This window comes from Streptomyces sp. NPDC012474 (assembly GCF_042955185.1).
Taxonomy (GTDB): Bacteria; Actinomycetota; Actinomycetes; order Streptomycetales; family Streptomycetaceae; genus Streptomyces; species Streptomyces cahuitamycinicus.
On record NZ_JBIBEP010000004.1, the window covers coordinates 489,697 to 502,629 of the forward strand.

Below are 12,933 nucleotides of genomic sequence, written 5' to 3' on the forward strand. Positions count from 1 at the left end.
GGGCCGCCCTTGCCGGGCGGGCCCGCGCGGCGGGGGTGACGCAGGTCAGGCGAGCTTGGCGGTCAGCGTGATGGGCGTGGCCTTGAGGGCCTGGCTCACCGGGCAGCCGACCTTGGCCTCGTCGGCGGCGGCTTGGAAGGCCGCCTCGTCGATGCCGGGGACCGTGCCCTCGACGGTGAGGTGGATGCCGGTGATGCCCTCGCCGGGCTGGAAGGAGACGTCGGCCGAGGTGATGAGCTTGGTGGGCGGCGTCCCGGCCTTGTTGAGGATGTTGGAGAAGGCCATGGAGAAGCAGCTGGAGTGGGCGGCCGCGATCAGCTCCTCGGGGCTGGTCTTGCCGTTCGCCTCCTCGGCGCGCGACGCCCACGTGACCGGCTGCTCGCCGATGGCGCCGGAGGAGTCGAAGGTGACGACACCGTTGCCCTCGAGCAGGTTGCCTTCCCAGACGGTGTGTGCGGAGCGCGTGGTAGCCACGAGTTCTTCCTTTCGCGTACGGACTCGCCTGTGGGCCCGTCTCCGGGCCCCGTGCCCCCATCCGATCACACTACGGCTCGACTCACGCGAAAGACCTCCCCTCCGGCGGTGAACGGCAGCCGCCTCCCCGCGGGATCGCACGGCCCGTCGACGCGGCCGAAGGTCAGGCTGCCCGCTCCTCCTCCGCTGCCTCCAGCGGCACCTGCGGCCCGTCCGACTCGCGCAGCCAGCGCCGCAGCACCCGGTGCACCTGCTCGGCTCCCACGAGTTCCTCGCCCTCTCCGACCGGTGCGGAGACGCCGACCGGGGACAGCAGGAAGGGTCTGCCCTGGGCGCCGCCGAGGCCGCCGTGGGAGCCGATCTGCTCCTCGAAGGCGAGGACTTCGCCGTCGGCCGGGTCGTGGAGGGAGTTGACCATGATGTCGGCGGTGTGCGGGAAGGAGTGCGTACGGCGCACCGCGTCGGCGGCGCCCGGGCCGAACGGGGCGAGCGGGCCCGGGTTGCCGTCGAGGTCGGCCAGCGGGATCTCGGCGCCGTACGCGCCGAGGACGACACCGCCGTGTTCGTCGCTGCGGACCAGCAGGAAGCCGATGCCGGGGTGGTTGGCGAGGGTCGGCAGCAGCGCGGGATGGCGGGCGTCGATCTCCTCCTTGCTCATCCGGTGCGTGACGTCCGGGAAGGAGATCAGGCCGAGGTTTCCGGAGGCGAGCACGATCGGCTCCTCGCGGCGCCCGGGGCGGTGCTGCTCGCCTGCCTCCTCCACGGGGATGCGCAGCGCGGCGCGGACGGCGGCGCGGGCCTCCGCCCCGCTGCGGGTGCGTTCCGCCTTGCGCGGCACGGGCAGGCCGCACCCGGCCCGCACCAGGTCGCCGAGGGTGAGGCCGTAGCGGGAGCGGAAGGTCTCGCCGGGGCTCTGGCCGTGGTCGGAGAGCACGACGATCCGGTAGGGCCGCGGCGCGTGCTCGGCGACGTTCGCGATCAGGGCGAGCGAGCGGTCGAGGCGCTCCAGGACCAGCTGCGCGTCGCGGCTCGCGGGGCCGGAGTGGTGGGCGACCTCGTCGTAGGCGACCAGGTCGGCGTAGACGGCGGTGCGGCCGGCGAGCATGTCGCCCGTCACGGCGGCGACGACGACGTCCCGCTCGACGACGGTCGCGAAGGCGCGGACCAGGGGATAGAGGCCGCCGCGGGAGACGCGCGGGCGTTGTCTGTGCAGGCTCGCCCGGGTGGACTGGCCGATCTCCCGGCCCACCTCGGCGACGAAGGAGAGCGCGGTGCGCACGGCGTTGGCCGGGTCGGAGAAGTAGGCGAAGTAGCCGTCCCGGGAGCGGTTCTCCCTGCTGCGGCGGCGGGCGGCGATGGACAGCACGAGGGCCTGCTGCTCGGCGCCGCCGCTGAACAGGTTGCCGCGGCTGGCGCCGTCGACGGTGAGCAGCCCGCCGTGCCCCGCGTACTCGACGGCACGGCGCTGGAGTTCGGCGGCGCTGGTCGGGCGGTTGCAGACGACCACTTCGCGGGTGTCCTTCTCGTACCAGCGGAAGGCGGGGACGTCGTGGTTGCTGCCGTGCAGGATGCCGAGCTGGCTGGCGCCGGTCTGGCTGGACCAGTCGGTGCGCCAGGGAGTGAGGCGGTGGGTGGGCCGGCCGCCGTCGCCTATGTCGAGCCAGCGGGCGACGGTGGGCATCAGGCCCTTGCCGACCGCGTCCAGCAGGGTGTCGTGGCCGACGCCGTCCAGTTGCAGGAAGACGGTGCCGGGGCTCTGCGGGCAGGGTGGTCCGGACCGGCGGCGGCGGTCGGAGAGCCGGTACAGCCTGCGGCGGTAGGCGTCGTCGTCCCGCACGGCCAGGGCGGCTCCGGTCGCCGACGCCACGGCCGACATCACGGCGGCGACCACGACGGCGGTCTCCGGGGCGGCGGCGCCGCGCTCGGCGGGGTTGAGGCGCAGGGCGACCAGCAGCAGCGCCCCGTTCAGGAAGAACACCAGCAGCCCCAGCACGAGCGCCGGGACCAGGAGCAGGAGCCGGACGAGCAACGGCCACACCAGGGCGGACAGCAGACCGAAGGCGCCTGCGCCGAAGGCCGCCGTGACGGCGATGTCGGTCGCGCTGTCGCCGTTCTCCGAACGGAGCCGGAAGTCCGGGAGGATCCCGGCGAGCACGAGCATGGTGGCGGTGGAGACCGCCCACACGGCGGCGCTCCTCCCCACCTGACTGGCGGCCCGCCGCCACCGCACGCCCCGCACGCCCAGCCACCTCACGTCTCCCGCCCGCAGTCGTCGCGGGCCCTCCCCCACAGTGTCCCAACGCCCGGCCGGGCCGTTTCGTCCCCAGGTCACGCCCCCGGCCGGGGACGAGTCAGCGCCCGTCGTAGCCGGCCGTCGGCATCGACAGCCGCCGGTGCACGCATGCCTTCATCGCCGCGTCGTACGCAGGCTCCGCATGCCCCACCGTCTCGACGCGTACACCGCGGCGGGCGCACTCGGCGGTGAACTCCTCGACGGAGGCGAGCGCGCTCTCCAGTACCCGCCGGCTGGGCGCGACGAACACGTCGAGGCCGGGTCGGACGCCGTCCCACAGCGCGCCGTGATCGGGCCGCAGTCCGCGCACGAGTAACTCCCGGCTGACCACGTAGCCCCGCTCGGCGGCCCAGCGGGCGCACATCGCGTGCTGACTGCGGGAGTCGACCAGGAACGGATCGTCGTCGAGCTCCTCCAGCGGCGTCAGACTCGCGATCGCCGTGACCCGCACCGGCACCATGGCGCCCCCTCACCTCCGGTTTCGCCGCCGACCCTACTCCTGCACGTAGGCTTCGGGGGAGTCGCGCGAAGGAGGCGAAGAAGTGCCGGTGGAGATCACCTGGTGGGGTCACGCCACTTGCACCGTCGAGGACTCGAACGTGCGCGTGCTCACGGATCCCCTGTTCGCACGCCGGCTCGCACACCTGCGGCGCCGGCGCGGAGCCCTGCCGCCCCCGGGCGCCCCGCGGGCGGACGTGGCGCTGGTGTCGCATCTGCACGCCGACCATCTGCACGTGCCGTCGCTGATGCGGCTCGCTGCGGGCACGCGCCTGCTCGTGCCCCGGGGCGCGCGCCGGGCGGTGCCCGGTCTGCGCCGGCTCGCGCACCTGCGGGTGAGCGAGGTGGCTCCCGGGGACGAGACGCCGGTCGGTGACATCGTCGTACGGGCCGTGACCGCGCGGCACGACGGGCGGCGGCTGCCGTTCGGGCCGCACCGCTCCCCCGCCCTCGGCTACGTCATAGCCGGCGAGGCCCGGACGTACTTCGCCGGGGACACGGGGTTGTTCGACGACATGGCCAAGGAGGTCGGGCCGGTCGAGGTGGCTCTGCTGCCGGTGGGCGGCTGGGGGCCGTACCTGGGCGAGGGGCACCTGGACGCGGGCCGGGCGGCGCAGGCGCTGGAACAGCTGGCGCCGCGCAGTGCGGTGCCGGTGCACTACGGCACGTACTGGCCGATCGGCATGGACGCCGTGCGCCCCCACGAGTTCCATGCGCCGGGGGAGGAGTTCGTCCGGCTGGCGGCCCGGCACGCGCCGGCTGTGGCGGTGCACCGGCTCGGGCACGGGGAGAGCGTGCGCCTGGAGGTGGCGCGGTGAGCTGGTCAGCGCCCGTGGCGCTGACCGGCGTGCCCCTGCTCGCGGCGTCGTCCGTCACACCGGCGTCCGTGGTTCCCGAGTCCACGCAGCAGGCGATCGGGTATCCGACGCTCTTTCTGCTGGTGCTGGCCGGGGCGCTGGTGCCGGTGATCCCGACGGGGGCGCTGGTGAGCTCGGCGGCGGTGGTCGCCCTGCACCGGGCGGCGCCGTTCTCGCTGGCGATGGTGTTCGTGACGGCGTCGCTGGCGGCCTTCGCGGGCGATGCGGCGCTGTACTGGCTGGGGCGGCGCGGGCTGAAGTCGAGGAACGGGTCGCGTTGGCTGGAGGCGCTCCGGTCGCGGGCGCCGGAGGACCGGCTGGAGCAGGCGCAGGAGAAACTCGCCGCGCACGGCGTGGCGGTGCTGGTGCTGTCACGGCTGGTGCCCGCGGGGCGTATTCCGGTGATGCTGGCCTGTCTGCTGGCGGAGTGGCCGATGCGCAGGTTCTCCCGGGGGAATCTGCCGGCCTGTCTGGCGTGGGCCGCGACCTACCAGTTGATCGGGATTCTCGGGGGGTCGCTGTTCGCCGAGCCGTGGCAGGGCGTGGTGGCGGCCATCGCGCTGACCGTGCTGATCAGCGTGGTGCCGGGGTTGGTGCGGAGGGTTCGCTAGCGCCGTGGTGGTTCGGGGTCCTCTTCGGGGTGCGGGTCATCGGGGGTTGTTCGCGTAGTTCACCGCGCCCCTCGTCACCTACAGTTCCCCGCGCCCCTCGTCGCCTACAGCACCTTTGACGCGCCGATCGGCATGTCCCACAGGGCCTTTCGGGGCAGGCCCGCCTTCTCCCAGGCCGCCCGCACCCGTGTGAGGGGCTCCAGGACCGGCTCCGCCGACAGGACGAACGTGCCCCAGTGCATGGGGGCCATCCGGCTCGCGCCCAGGTCCTGGGCCGCCCGGACCGCCTCCTCCGGGTCGCAGTGGACGTCGCGGAGCCACCAGCGGGGGTCGTAGGCGCCGATGGGCAGCAGGGCCAGGTCGATGCCGGGGTAGCGGCGGCCGATGCGGGAGAACCAGTGGCCGTAGCCCGTGTCGCCCGCGAAGTAGACGCGTCGGCCGCCCTCGTCGGTGAGGACCCAGCCGCCCCACAGGCTGTGGCAGGTGTCGGTGAGGCTGCGCTTGGACCAGTGGTGGGAAGGGACGAAGTCGAAGCGGACGCCGTCCAGTTCGGCGGCCTCCCACCAGTCGAGCTCCGTCACGCGCGTGAAGCGGCGGCGGTGGAACCAGCGAGCGAGCCCGGCCGGGACGAACACCGGGGTGTCGCGCGGAAGGCGGCGCAGCGTGGGGGCGTCCAGATGGTCGTAGTGGTTGTGGCTGATGACGACGGCGTCGACGCGCGGCAGTTCCTCCCAGGGGACCCCCACGGGGGTGATCCGGGCCGGGGTGCCGAGGATCCGGCGCGACCAGACCGGGTCGGTGAGGACGGTCAGTCCTCCGATGCGCAGCACCCAACTGGCGTGTCCCGCCCAGGTGACGGCGACGGTGCGGGCGTCGACGCGGGGCAGCGGGGCCGGTGCGTAGGGCAGTCGGGGGATGTCGGCCAGTCCCTCCGGGCCCGGTCTCACCGCCCCCTCGCGGGCGAAGCGGGCCATGGCCTTCAGGCTCGGGAGCGGCGCGGTCAGCCGGTCGTGGAAGGTGCGCGGCCACACCCGCCGTTCGGCCAGCGGGCGGGGTTCGGCCAGGCGCGGGTACGGGGGCGCGAGGGGGGAGGGGAGCGCGGGTTCGTCGGACTCCCGGGTGCTCGTGCTGGTGGTCGACTCGGACTGCTGCGTCATCGAGGAGGCTCCCATCGCTGAGCGTCGTCGCGGAGATCGTCGAAGACCGACTTCAGTTGGATCAACGAGCGGCGCACCTGCGGCAGTTCCGACGGGGTCGGCGAGGTGAGGCATTCCGCGCGTTGCGTGTCGGAACCGGCCACCAGTGCGCCGGTGGAAAGCCGCACGCGCGGGGCTTCGAGGTCGTCGCCGAAGCGGTGCCCGCCCGGGGCGGGCATGCCGAGGCGTGCGGTGAGGAAGTCCTCCAGGTCCTGTGCGTCACCCACGCCGTGTGCGGTCAGCGCGGGGCGCAGCGGAGCCAGGTCCACGTACAGGTGGCGGCCGGAGCGCGGGGGCCGGGCGAGGGCGCCCGCGGCGACGACGGCGGTGTGCGCCTCGGCCGCCAGGAGCGCGTGCAGGCGCACGGCGGTCGCCACGCGCGCGGTGACCGGTCCGGGCTCCCCCAGGGCGTACCCCGCCGCGGCGGCGACGGGCGCTGCGACGCGGGCGTCGAGGGCGGTGAGGACGTCGAGCACGCGCGCGTGGAGGCCCTCTCCGTCCTCCCCGGCCGGGAAGCGGGCCACGGCGGCCGGCCAGCCGGGCGGGAGCAGCGCCCCGGACAGGTCGGTGACGACGGTGACCCGGTCGGGCACCATCTCGGCGGGGCTGAGCAGCACGGTGTCGTGCGGGTCGTGCAGGGTGTCGCGCCAGGTCTCGTCGCTGACCAGGTGCAGGCCCTCGCCCTGGGCGGCCTCGACCGTCTCGTGGAGCAGTTCGGGAGGGGCGACGGTCGCCGTGGGGTCGTCGGCGACGGACAGCACGAGCAGCCGCGGATCGCCGCCCTCGGCGCGGACCCGGCGCACGGTCTCCAGCAGCGCGTACGGGTCCGGAACACCGCCGCTCTCCGGCGGGGTCGGCACATGGAAGGCGGGCCGCCCCAGCAGGCGTGCGTACGGCGCCCACCAGGCGGCGCAGGGCCGCGGTACGAGGACGTCGCCGCCGAGGGCGGCGGTCAGCGCGAGCAGCAGGGCGGGCGAGCCGGGGGCGGCGGCCACCCGGTCGGGGTCGCAGTGCAGTCCGCGGCGGTCCCAGTAGCCGCAGGCGGCCTCGCGCAGGGCCCGGCCGCCGCCGACCGGCTCGTGGCCGCCGCGGGACGCCGCGGCGGCGAGCACGGCGGACAGCTCCGGCAGGACGGGCAGCCCGTCCTCGGGGAGCGGCGGCCCGAACCGGACGGGGCCGTGACCTTCGGGGGCCGTGCGCCGCATCCGTACCTCCGCAGTGCCAGTGCCTGGTGCCGCCGTGTCGTGTCGCCGTTGCCTTCGGCACCTGAGTACCCAGAGTGCCGCCGCCCCATGGGCACCCGGCCCAGTCGTGACCGTCACAGCATGAGCGGGGCCGGGCCGGGGAAACCGGATCGTTCCCGCGCCGGTACGGGCCGGGCGGGTCAGCGGCGGGGGTCGCTCTCCCGGCTGCGCAGCCGGTGCACGGCGGCTGCGAACGCGCCCGCGATCAGCACCCCGCCCGCGGCCAGGGCGGGCACGGAGTCGGTGAAAGCGCCGCCGTCACCGGCCCGTACCCCGCGCTGGACCGGTGTCGCTCCGCACTCGGTGTGGTGGCGTTCGCGGTGGTCCGAGGGTTCGGGGCAGGGCTTGTGGGTGGGGTGGTGCGTGGGCGGGTGGGTGGGGTGGTGCGACGGCTTGTGGGGACCGGCGCCGTGCGCCACGGTGAACGTCGCGCTCCACTCCTTGCCCTCCCCGCCGGGAGCGGCCGGACAGGTGCCGTCGACGGTCCACGCCGAGTCCTGGCCCTGGGCGTCGGGATCGCCCTCGAAGTTCTCCGCGGAGGCGATGCGGGCCGTGCCGCGGTAGGCGGGGCCGGACACCTCGTCGTCGTTGCCGGTGACCCGCTGCAGCGGCACCGTGCCCTCGTCGAAGGCCTGTGAGGTGGCGTCGACGGTGTCGGGCGGCGGGCCCCCGGTCGGATCACAGCTGACCGAGACGGTGAGTGTGCCTCCGGGGTGGACGGTGGCGGGACTGACCTCGGCGGCCGGCTCCGCGAAGACGGCCGGCGCGCCGCCGAGCAGGGCTGAACCGGCCAGGACGGCGACGGACAGGGCGTGCAGGCTGCGGCGCATCGAGGGGACTCCTTCGGTAGTCATACCCCTCTGCCATGACAGCCAGGCCCCAGTGTCGTCGCGCGCGGCGGGGCCCCATTGGCGGGACAGTGCCACTCAACCGGGTGAATCGGAGGTGCCCAGGGGCGCGGGGAACCGCGGGACCAGCCGCCACGGGCACGTGGAGGCACGACCTCGGACCCGCACAGACACGGCCGCGGCCACGGGCCCGCACCGGCACGACCACTGCCCGCACAGACGCGGCCACGGGCCCGCCCCGGCACGACCGGTCAACCCCTGCGGCGCTAGGCGACATCCCGCATGACCTGCTCCCGCACCCGCCCGCAGCACCGGCTGATCAGCCGGGACACGTGCATCTGCGAGATCCCCAGCTCGTCGGCGATCCGGCTCTGCGTCATGTCCCCGAAGAACCGCATGTACAGGATCGCCCGCTCCCGCTCGGGCAGCGCCGCCAGCCGGGCCTTCACGGACTCCCGGTCGACGACCGTGTCCAGCGCCGGATCGTCGGACCCCAGCGCGTCGCTCAGGGAGTAACCGTCCTCGCTGCCGGGCAGCTCCGCGTCCAGGGACAGCGCCGTGAAGCTCTCCAGCGCCTCCAGACCGGCCCGGACGTCCTCCTCGCTCATGTTCGCGTGCTCGGCGAGCTCGGTCACGGTGGGGCGGCGTCCGGAGATGGTCTGGGACAGGTCCTGGCCGGCGACACGCACACGGTTGCGCAGGTCCTGGACGCGGCGAGGCACGTGCAGGGTCCACATGTGGTCCCGGAAGTGCCGCTTGATCTCGCCGGTGATGGTCGGCACCGCGTAGCTCTCGAAGGCGTTGCCGCGCTCGGGGTCGTACCGGTCGACGGCCTTGACCAGGCCGAGGGCCGCGACCTGGCGGAGGTCCTCGAAGCTCTCGCCGCGGCTGCGGAAGCGTCCGGCGAGACGGTCCGCCATCGGCAGCCAGGCCTCGACGATCTCGTCGCGGAGTGCGTCGTGCTCGGGGCCGGCAGGCATCGAGGTCAGCCTGCGGAAGGCCTCGGCGGTGTCGGGGGCGTCGTCGTGGGGATGCCGTTTCGCGCTGGTTCGGGTCTGCATGATGCGTCGCAATTCCCTTGCAAGTGCTCTGGGTTGGACGGTCACCGTGGAAGCGCATCCGCTGTGGGACAGGGCGTCGGTGGCGGCGCGCGACGTCGCTCCCACGGGCGTGCCTCCTGTCCGAAGCACTCATGGGCGCCTGCCCCCGGCCCCCTCCCGCAAACCCGGAGAGGTTTTCCGCCGTCGCGCAGCGTGACCCGGACTGCTGCCGGTGGCGGCGTCGACGGACCGGGGACCGCTGGTCGAGCGGGAGGTCGAGCGGGATTTCAAGGCGACGGCGCAGGAGTTCCCGCCGGGGCGGGTGAGGACGTGACACCCGGAGCAGCGGGTGGCACGACGGCCGGTTCGCGCCGGCCGGTGTCCTCCCGTGGCAGCAGCAGCTCCTCGTAACGTCCCAGCACCAGCACCACTCCGAGCATGAGCAGCGGGATGAGCACAGCGAGCATCGCCATGACGGGTCCTTCCCCAGAGAGGTGTTGGGGGGGGTGTGATCCGGGTCTCCCGCAGAACATGGCGCAAACCAGTGCGGACGGCGGCGATCGGACTCACGGAACCTGTGTCGCCGTCCGGTGTACGGGTACGCGGTGCGGGCCCCCGAACGTCTGGAGGGAGACATGCAGCGAGGCAGCGACCGGCTGAGCGTCCACCGGGACGACGAGATGAAACACGAACTGCAGGGTCTGCTCAGGTCCGGGCACCCCACGCGCAGTGAGGAGTGGCACGACCCGGAGCCGGCCGCCGAGGACGACCCCGAGGTCGCCCACGGGCCGGTGACACCGAGCCGTGCGCCGACGTCCCTGGAGTCGGTCCGGCTCGAACTGGCCCGGATCCTGGGCCGCAGGGCGTTCCCCGCGAGCGCGCGCGAGCTGGCCCGCGAGCTGCGCGGCCACCAGGCGCCCGACGCCTTGGTCGAGGCCGTGGAGGGGCTGCCGCGCCAGGAGCGCTACGGCACTGTCCAGGAGCTGGCCCAGGCCCTGATCCGGGCCCGTGAGACGGGGCCGGAGGAATACGCGTAGGGACCGCGTCGGGGGCGCCGCGGCCTGCCGCGGCGCCCCCACCGGCCTGGGAACGGAGGGAAGACTCCCGTGATGGCCCAGTACGTCAAGGACGTGATGACGGCGGGTGTGGCCGCCGTACGCCCGGACGCCTCGCTCGTCGAGGCGGCGCAGCTGATGCGCACGCAGAACATCGGCGACGTGGTGGTGGCCGAAGGTCAGGACGTGATCGGTGTGCTCACCGACCGTGACATCACGGTGCGGGCCGTCGCCGACGGCACCGACCCGATGACGGTCAGCGCGCGGACCGTGTGCACCCCTCATCCGGTGACGGTGACGCCGGACGACCTGGTGGCGACGGCGGTGACGCTGATGCGCGAGCACGCGGTGCGCCGGCTGCCCGTGGTCGAGGACGGGCTGCCGGTGGGGATCGTGAGCCTCGGCGACGTCGCCGAGGCCGAGGACCCCGCGTCGGCACTCGCCGACATCAGCCGCGCCGAGCCCGATGCCCGGGGCGGTGCGTGAACCCGGACCGGGCGGAGCGGACCAGGGCCGGCCTGTACGCCGGCCGCGAGAACGAAGAAGAACGGGAAAGGACCTAGAGCATCATGCGTATCGCGTTTCTGGTCGCACCCGAGGGTGTCGAGCAGGTCGAGCTGACCGATCCGTGGCAGGCCGTGAAGGACGCGGGTCACGAGCCCGTGCTGGTGTCGACGCAGCAGGGCGAGATCCAGGCCTTCAACCACCTCGACAAGGCGGACACGTTCCCCGTGGACGAGGTCGTGGGCGACGCCTCGCCGGACTCCTTCGGCGCTCTCGTGCTGCCGGGCGGCGTCGCCAACCCTGACTTCCTGCGGATGGACGACAAGGCCGTGGCGTTCGTCCGGGACTTCTTCGAGCACGGCCGCCCGGTGGCGGCGATCTGCCACGCGCCGTGGACCCTGGTCGAGGCGGACGTCGTGCGCGGCCGGGAGCTCACGTCCTGGCCGAGCCTGCAGACGGACATCCGCAACGCGGGCGGCACCTGGGTCGACAAGCAGGTCAAGGTCTGCGACCACGGGGCGAACAAGCTGGTCACCAGCCGCAAGCCGGACGATCTGAAGGCGTTCTGCGAAACCTTCCTGGACGTCTTCGCCCAAGAGGCCGCCTGACGGCCCGGCGGCCCCGCGCGGCGCCCCGGCGGCGTCGCCGGGCGCTCCACGGGGCCGCTACCGGCCTGCCGTGTCCTTCGAGGGGCTCAGGTGCCGGGGGTCGCGGGAGTCTCCGACTCCCCGCTCCCCCGCTCCCGGGCCCCTTCACGCGTGCGGCCCGCGGCCACCGGGCGGCGCGGGTTGCGGCGCAGGTACTCGCCCTCCAGCTGCGCCATGCGCTCGTTGTGGGCGCGCAGCGCGTCGTTCGAGCCGTAGAGCAGCGTGTCGTGACGCGTGCGGTGGATGGTCTCCAGTTCTTTCATGAGCTGCTGGTCGTCAAGCCGGTCAGGGTCCACTCCGGTCATCGTGTCGCCCCGCTCGTCGTGTTCGTCCGTGCGGTCCGGGTACCCGCCCCCGGAGCAACTGAGCACTGCCCCCGAGCGGTATCCGGGAGGAACCATGGATCTCGCCTATCTGCACCCACTGTACGAACACCCCGGGCCTTGGGCCTCCGTGTACGTCGACACCTCACGGCACACGGAGGGCACTCCCCACGAGCGGGAGCTGACGGCCCAGGCGATGGCCGGTGCGCTGGCCGAGCAGGGAGCGGACGAGGCGACGTGCCGGGCCGTGCGGAGCGCGATCGAGGATCTGCGGCACTCCTCCGAGCCGCACGGCCGCGCTCTGTTCGCCCGCGCCGGCGAGGTCGTCCTCGACCCGCCGCTGGTCCGTCCACCGCAGGGCGGCGACTGGGCCGAATGGGCGCCCCTGCCGCGGGTCGCGCCCCTGTTGGAGCTGGCCGGTGAGGACCCGGTGTGCGTGGTGGCGTACGTCGACCGCAAGGGCGCGGACTTCGAGCTGCGCAACGCGCTGGGCCGGGAGGACGCCGGGAGCGTCACCGGCCGGCAGTGGCCCGTTCACCGGACGGGCTCCGCGGACTGGTCGGAGCGCCACTTCCAGCTGCGGGTGGAGAACACCTGGGAGCACAACGCCGCGGAGATCGCCGACGCGCTCGCCGTGTGCCAGGAGGAGACCAAGGCCGACCTGCTGATTCTCGTCGGCGACGACCGGGAGCGGCGGTCCGTGCACGAGCGGCTGCCCAAGCGGCTGCACGCCCTGGTGGTCGAGGCGCCGCACGGCACCGGCAGCCGGCTGCTCGACGAGGACGTGGAGCGGGCCCGGGCCGAGCATGTGGCGCGGCAGGCCGAGGCGGAGCTGGAGCGGTTCCGCGCCGCCCGGAACCCTGACGACGAGGGCCGGGCCGGGGCCGTCGAGGGCGTGCCCGCGCTGGTCGAGGCGGCACGGGAGCACCGCATCGACGAGCTGCTGATCAGGGTGGACGGGCCCGACGCGCACCGCGAGGTGTGGATCGGGGAGGACCCCGACCAGCTCGCGGTGCGCCGCACGGACCTGAAGGTCCTGGGCGAGCAGCACTCGTGGCCGGCCCGGGCGGACGACGCCCTGATCCGTTCCGCGGTGGCCACGGACGCGCCCGCGCTGTCGGTCTCCGAGCGGGAGGTCCCCGTGGGGGGTCTCGGGGCGCTGCTGCGCTGGAAGTGAGGGAGCGGGCCCCTAGCTGTGCTGTGACCGGAAAGGTTCACCGGCTTGCGGCAAACCTTCCCGGTCACAGCACTAGTGTGATGCGCCAGAAATCCTGAGGGTTAGTTTTCCTCTGTTTTCTGGTTGTCGGTTCCGACCTTGGTGAGGTAGTCGGCGAGGGAGTTGA

The 12,933-nt window shown here is 73.8% G+C and carries 15 protein-coding genes; 6 read left to right on the forward strand and 9 right to left on the reverse strand.

All coding sequences use genetic code 11. From position 1 onward, the window contains the following. Positions 1-45 precede the first annotated feature (45 nt). The 3 genes from ACFY9S_RS12830 to ACFY9S_RS12840 form a co-directional block, all read right to left on the reverse strand. Positions 46-474, reverse strand: a complete 429-nt coding sequence (locus ACFY9S_RS12830) for an OsmC family peroxiredoxin (protein WP_102911374.1) — start codon at positions 472-474, stop codon at positions 46-48. Positions 475-637: 163 nt separating this feature from the next. After that, on the reverse strand, positions 638-2,713 hold the full coding sequence (locus tag ACFY9S_RS12835; protein WP_391126631.1) for a phage holin family protein: 2,076 nt from the start codon (positions 2,711-2,713) through the stop codon (positions 638-640). A 112-nt stretch (positions 2,714-2,825) separates the two neighbouring features. Next, on the reverse strand, positions 2,826-3,227 hold the full coding sequence (locus tag ACFY9S_RS12840; RefSeq protein ID WP_102913940.1) for a hypothetical protein: 402 nt from the start codon (positions 3,225-3,227) through the stop codon (positions 2,826-2,828). An 82-nt stretch (positions 3,228-3,309) separates the two neighbouring features. On the opposite strand from ACFY9S_RS12840, the gene ACFY9S_RS12845 reads away from it, so the two are divergent. Both ACFY9S_RS12845 and ACFY9S_RS12850 read left to right on the forward strand, forming a co-directional pair. Beyond that, positions 3,310-4,083, forward strand: coding sequence for an MBL fold metallo-hydrolase (locus ACFY9S_RS12845; protein ID WP_391126550.1), 774 nt, complete (start codon positions 3,310-3,312; stop codon positions 4,081-4,083). 29 nt (positions 4,084-4,112) lie between these two features. After that, on the forward strand, positions 4,113-4,733 hold the full coding sequence (locus ACFY9S_RS12850; RefSeq protein ID WP_391126634.1) for a VTT domain-containing protein: 621 nt from the start codon (positions 4,113-4,115) through the stop codon (positions 4,731-4,733). A gap of 104 nt (positions 4,734-4,837) precedes the next feature. Here the strand turns inward: ACFY9S_RS12850 and ACFY9S_RS12855 are convergent, their stop codons facing one another. The 5 genes from ACFY9S_RS12855 to ACFY9S_RS12875 all read right to left on the reverse strand — a co-directional run bounded on the left by ACFY9S_RS12855 (position 4,838) and on the right by ACFY9S_RS12875 (position 9,534). Further along, positions 4,838-5,890 carry an MBL fold metallo-hydrolase gene (locus ACFY9S_RS12855; RefSeq protein ID WP_391126553.1) on the reverse strand — a complete coding sequence of 351 codons (1,053 nt, stop codon included), beginning with the start codon at positions 5,888-5,890 and terminating at the stop codon, positions 4,838-4,840. Further along, the gene (locus tag ACFY9S_RS12860; protein WP_391126556.1) at positions 5,887-7,134 is read right to left on the reverse strand and encodes an aminotransferase class I/II-fold pyridoxal phosphate-dependent enzyme; all 1,248 of its coding nucleotides are present in this window, start codon (positions 7,132-7,134) and stop codon (positions 5,887-5,889) included. Before ACFY9S_RS12860 ends, ACFY9S_RS12855 begins: the two co-directional genes overlap by 4 nt. Positions 7,135-7,313: 179 nt before the next feature. Beyond that, positions 7,314-8,003: a hypothetical protein gene (locus tag ACFY9S_RS12865; RefSeq protein ID WP_391126559.1), complete on the reverse strand. Its 690-nt coding sequence runs from the start codon at positions 8,001-8,003 to the stop codon at positions 7,314-7,316. Positions 8,004-8,287: 284 nt separating this feature from the next. Next, positions 8,288-9,082 carry a SigB/SigF/SigG family RNA polymerase sigma factor gene (locus tag ACFY9S_RS12870; RefSeq protein WP_391126562.1) on the reverse strand — a complete coding sequence of 265 codons (795 nt, stop codon included), beginning with the start codon at positions 9,080-9,082 and terminating at the stop codon, positions 8,288-8,290. A gap of 266 nt (positions 9,083-9,348) precedes the next feature. Then, a complete protein-coding gene (locus ACFY9S_RS12875; RefSeq protein ID WP_391126565.1) occupies positions 9,349-9,534 on the reverse strand; it encodes a hypothetical protein in 186 nt (61 codons plus the stop codon). Between the two features lie 162 nt (positions 9,535-9,696). Between ACFY9S_RS12875 and ACFY9S_RS12880 the strand changes: the two genes are divergently transcribed. The 3 genes from ACFY9S_RS12880 (at position 9,697) to ACFY9S_RS12890 (ending at position 11,228) form a co-directional block, all read left to right on the forward strand. Next, complete coding sequence (locus tag ACFY9S_RS12880) at positions 9,697-10,098, forward strand: DUF2795 domain-containing protein (RefSeq protein ID WP_391126568.1); 402 nt, start codon at positions 9,697-9,699, stop codon at positions 10,096-10,098. Between the two features lie 72 nt (positions 10,099-10,170). Then, the gene (locus tag ACFY9S_RS12885; protein WP_391126571.1) at positions 10,171-10,602 is read left to right on the forward strand and encodes a CBS domain-containing protein; all 432 of its coding nucleotides are present in this window, start codon (positions 10,171-10,173) and stop codon (positions 10,600-10,602) included. A gap of 83 nt (positions 10,603-10,685) precedes the next feature. Beyond that, positions 10,686-11,228 carry a DJ-1/PfpI/YhbO family deglycase/protease gene (locus ACFY9S_RS12890; protein ID WP_391126574.1) on the forward strand — a complete coding sequence of 181 codons (543 nt, stop codon included), beginning with the start codon at positions 10,686-10,688 and terminating at the stop codon, positions 11,226-11,228. A gap of 86 nt (positions 11,229-11,314) precedes the next feature. On the opposite strand, the gene ACFY9S_RS12895 is transcribed toward ACFY9S_RS12890, so the two are convergent. Further along, positions 11,315-11,572, reverse strand: a complete 258-nt coding sequence (locus tag ACFY9S_RS12895) for a DUF6158 family protein (protein ID WP_391126637.1) — start codon at positions 11,570-11,572, stop codon at positions 11,315-11,317. Between the two features lie 94 nt (positions 11,573-11,666). Here ACFY9S_RS12895 and ACFY9S_RS12900 point away from each other — a divergent pair, with 94 nt between their 5' ends. Continuing rightward, positions 11,667-12,767, forward strand: a complete 1,101-nt coding sequence (locus ACFY9S_RS12900) for a Vms1/Ankzf1 family peptidyl-tRNA hydrolase (protein ID WP_391126577.1) — start codon at positions 11,667-11,669, stop codon at positions 12,765-12,767. The last annotated feature ends 166 nt before the right edge of the window (positions 12,768-12,933 follow it).

Coding starts and splice junctions, on each gene's coding strand:
- ACFY9S_RS12840 (WP_102913940.1), bottom strand. CDS start 3,227: ATGGTGCCGGTGCGGGTCACGGCGATCGCGAGTCTGACGCCGCTGGAG.
- ACFY9S_RS12855 (WP_391126553.1), bottom strand. CDS start 5,890: ATGACGCAGCAGTCCGAGTCGACCACCAGCACGAGCACCCGGGAGTCC.
- ACFY9S_RS12860 (WP_391126556.1), bottom strand. CDS start 7,134: ATGCGGCGCACGGCCCCCGAAGGTCACGGCCCCGTCCGGTTCGGGCCG.
- ACFY9S_RS12865 (WP_391126559.1), bottom strand. CDS start 8,003: ATGCGCCGCAGCCTGCACGCCCTGTCCGTCGCCGTCCTGGCCGGTTCA.
- ACFY9S_RS12870 (WP_391126562.1), bottom strand. CDS start 9,082: ATGCAGACCCGAACCAGCGCGAAACGGCATCCCCACGACGACGCCCCC.
- ACFY9S_RS12875 (WP_391126565.1), bottom strand. CDS start 9,534: ATGGCGATGCTCGCTGTGCTCATCCCGCTGCTCATGCTCGGAGTGGTG.
- ACFY9S_RS12880 (WP_391126568.1), top strand. CDS start 9,697: ATGCAGCGAGGCAGCGACCGGCTGAGCGTCCACCGGGACGACGAGATG.
- ACFY9S_RS12885 (WP_391126571.1), top strand. CDS start 10,171: ATGGCCCAGTACGTCAAGGACGTGATGACGGCGGGTGTGGCCGCCGTA.
- ACFY9S_RS12890 (WP_391126574.1), top strand. CDS start 10,686: ATGCGTATCGCGTTTCTGGTCGCACCCGAGGGTGTCGAGCAGGTCGAG.
- ACFY9S_RS12895 (WP_391126637.1), bottom strand. CDS start 11,572: ATGACCGGAGTGGACCCTGACCGGCTTGACGACCAGCAGCTCATGAAA.
- ACFY9S_RS12900 (WP_391126577.1), top strand. CDS start 11,667: ATGGATCTCGCCTATCTGCACCCACTGTACGAACACCCCGGGCCTTGG.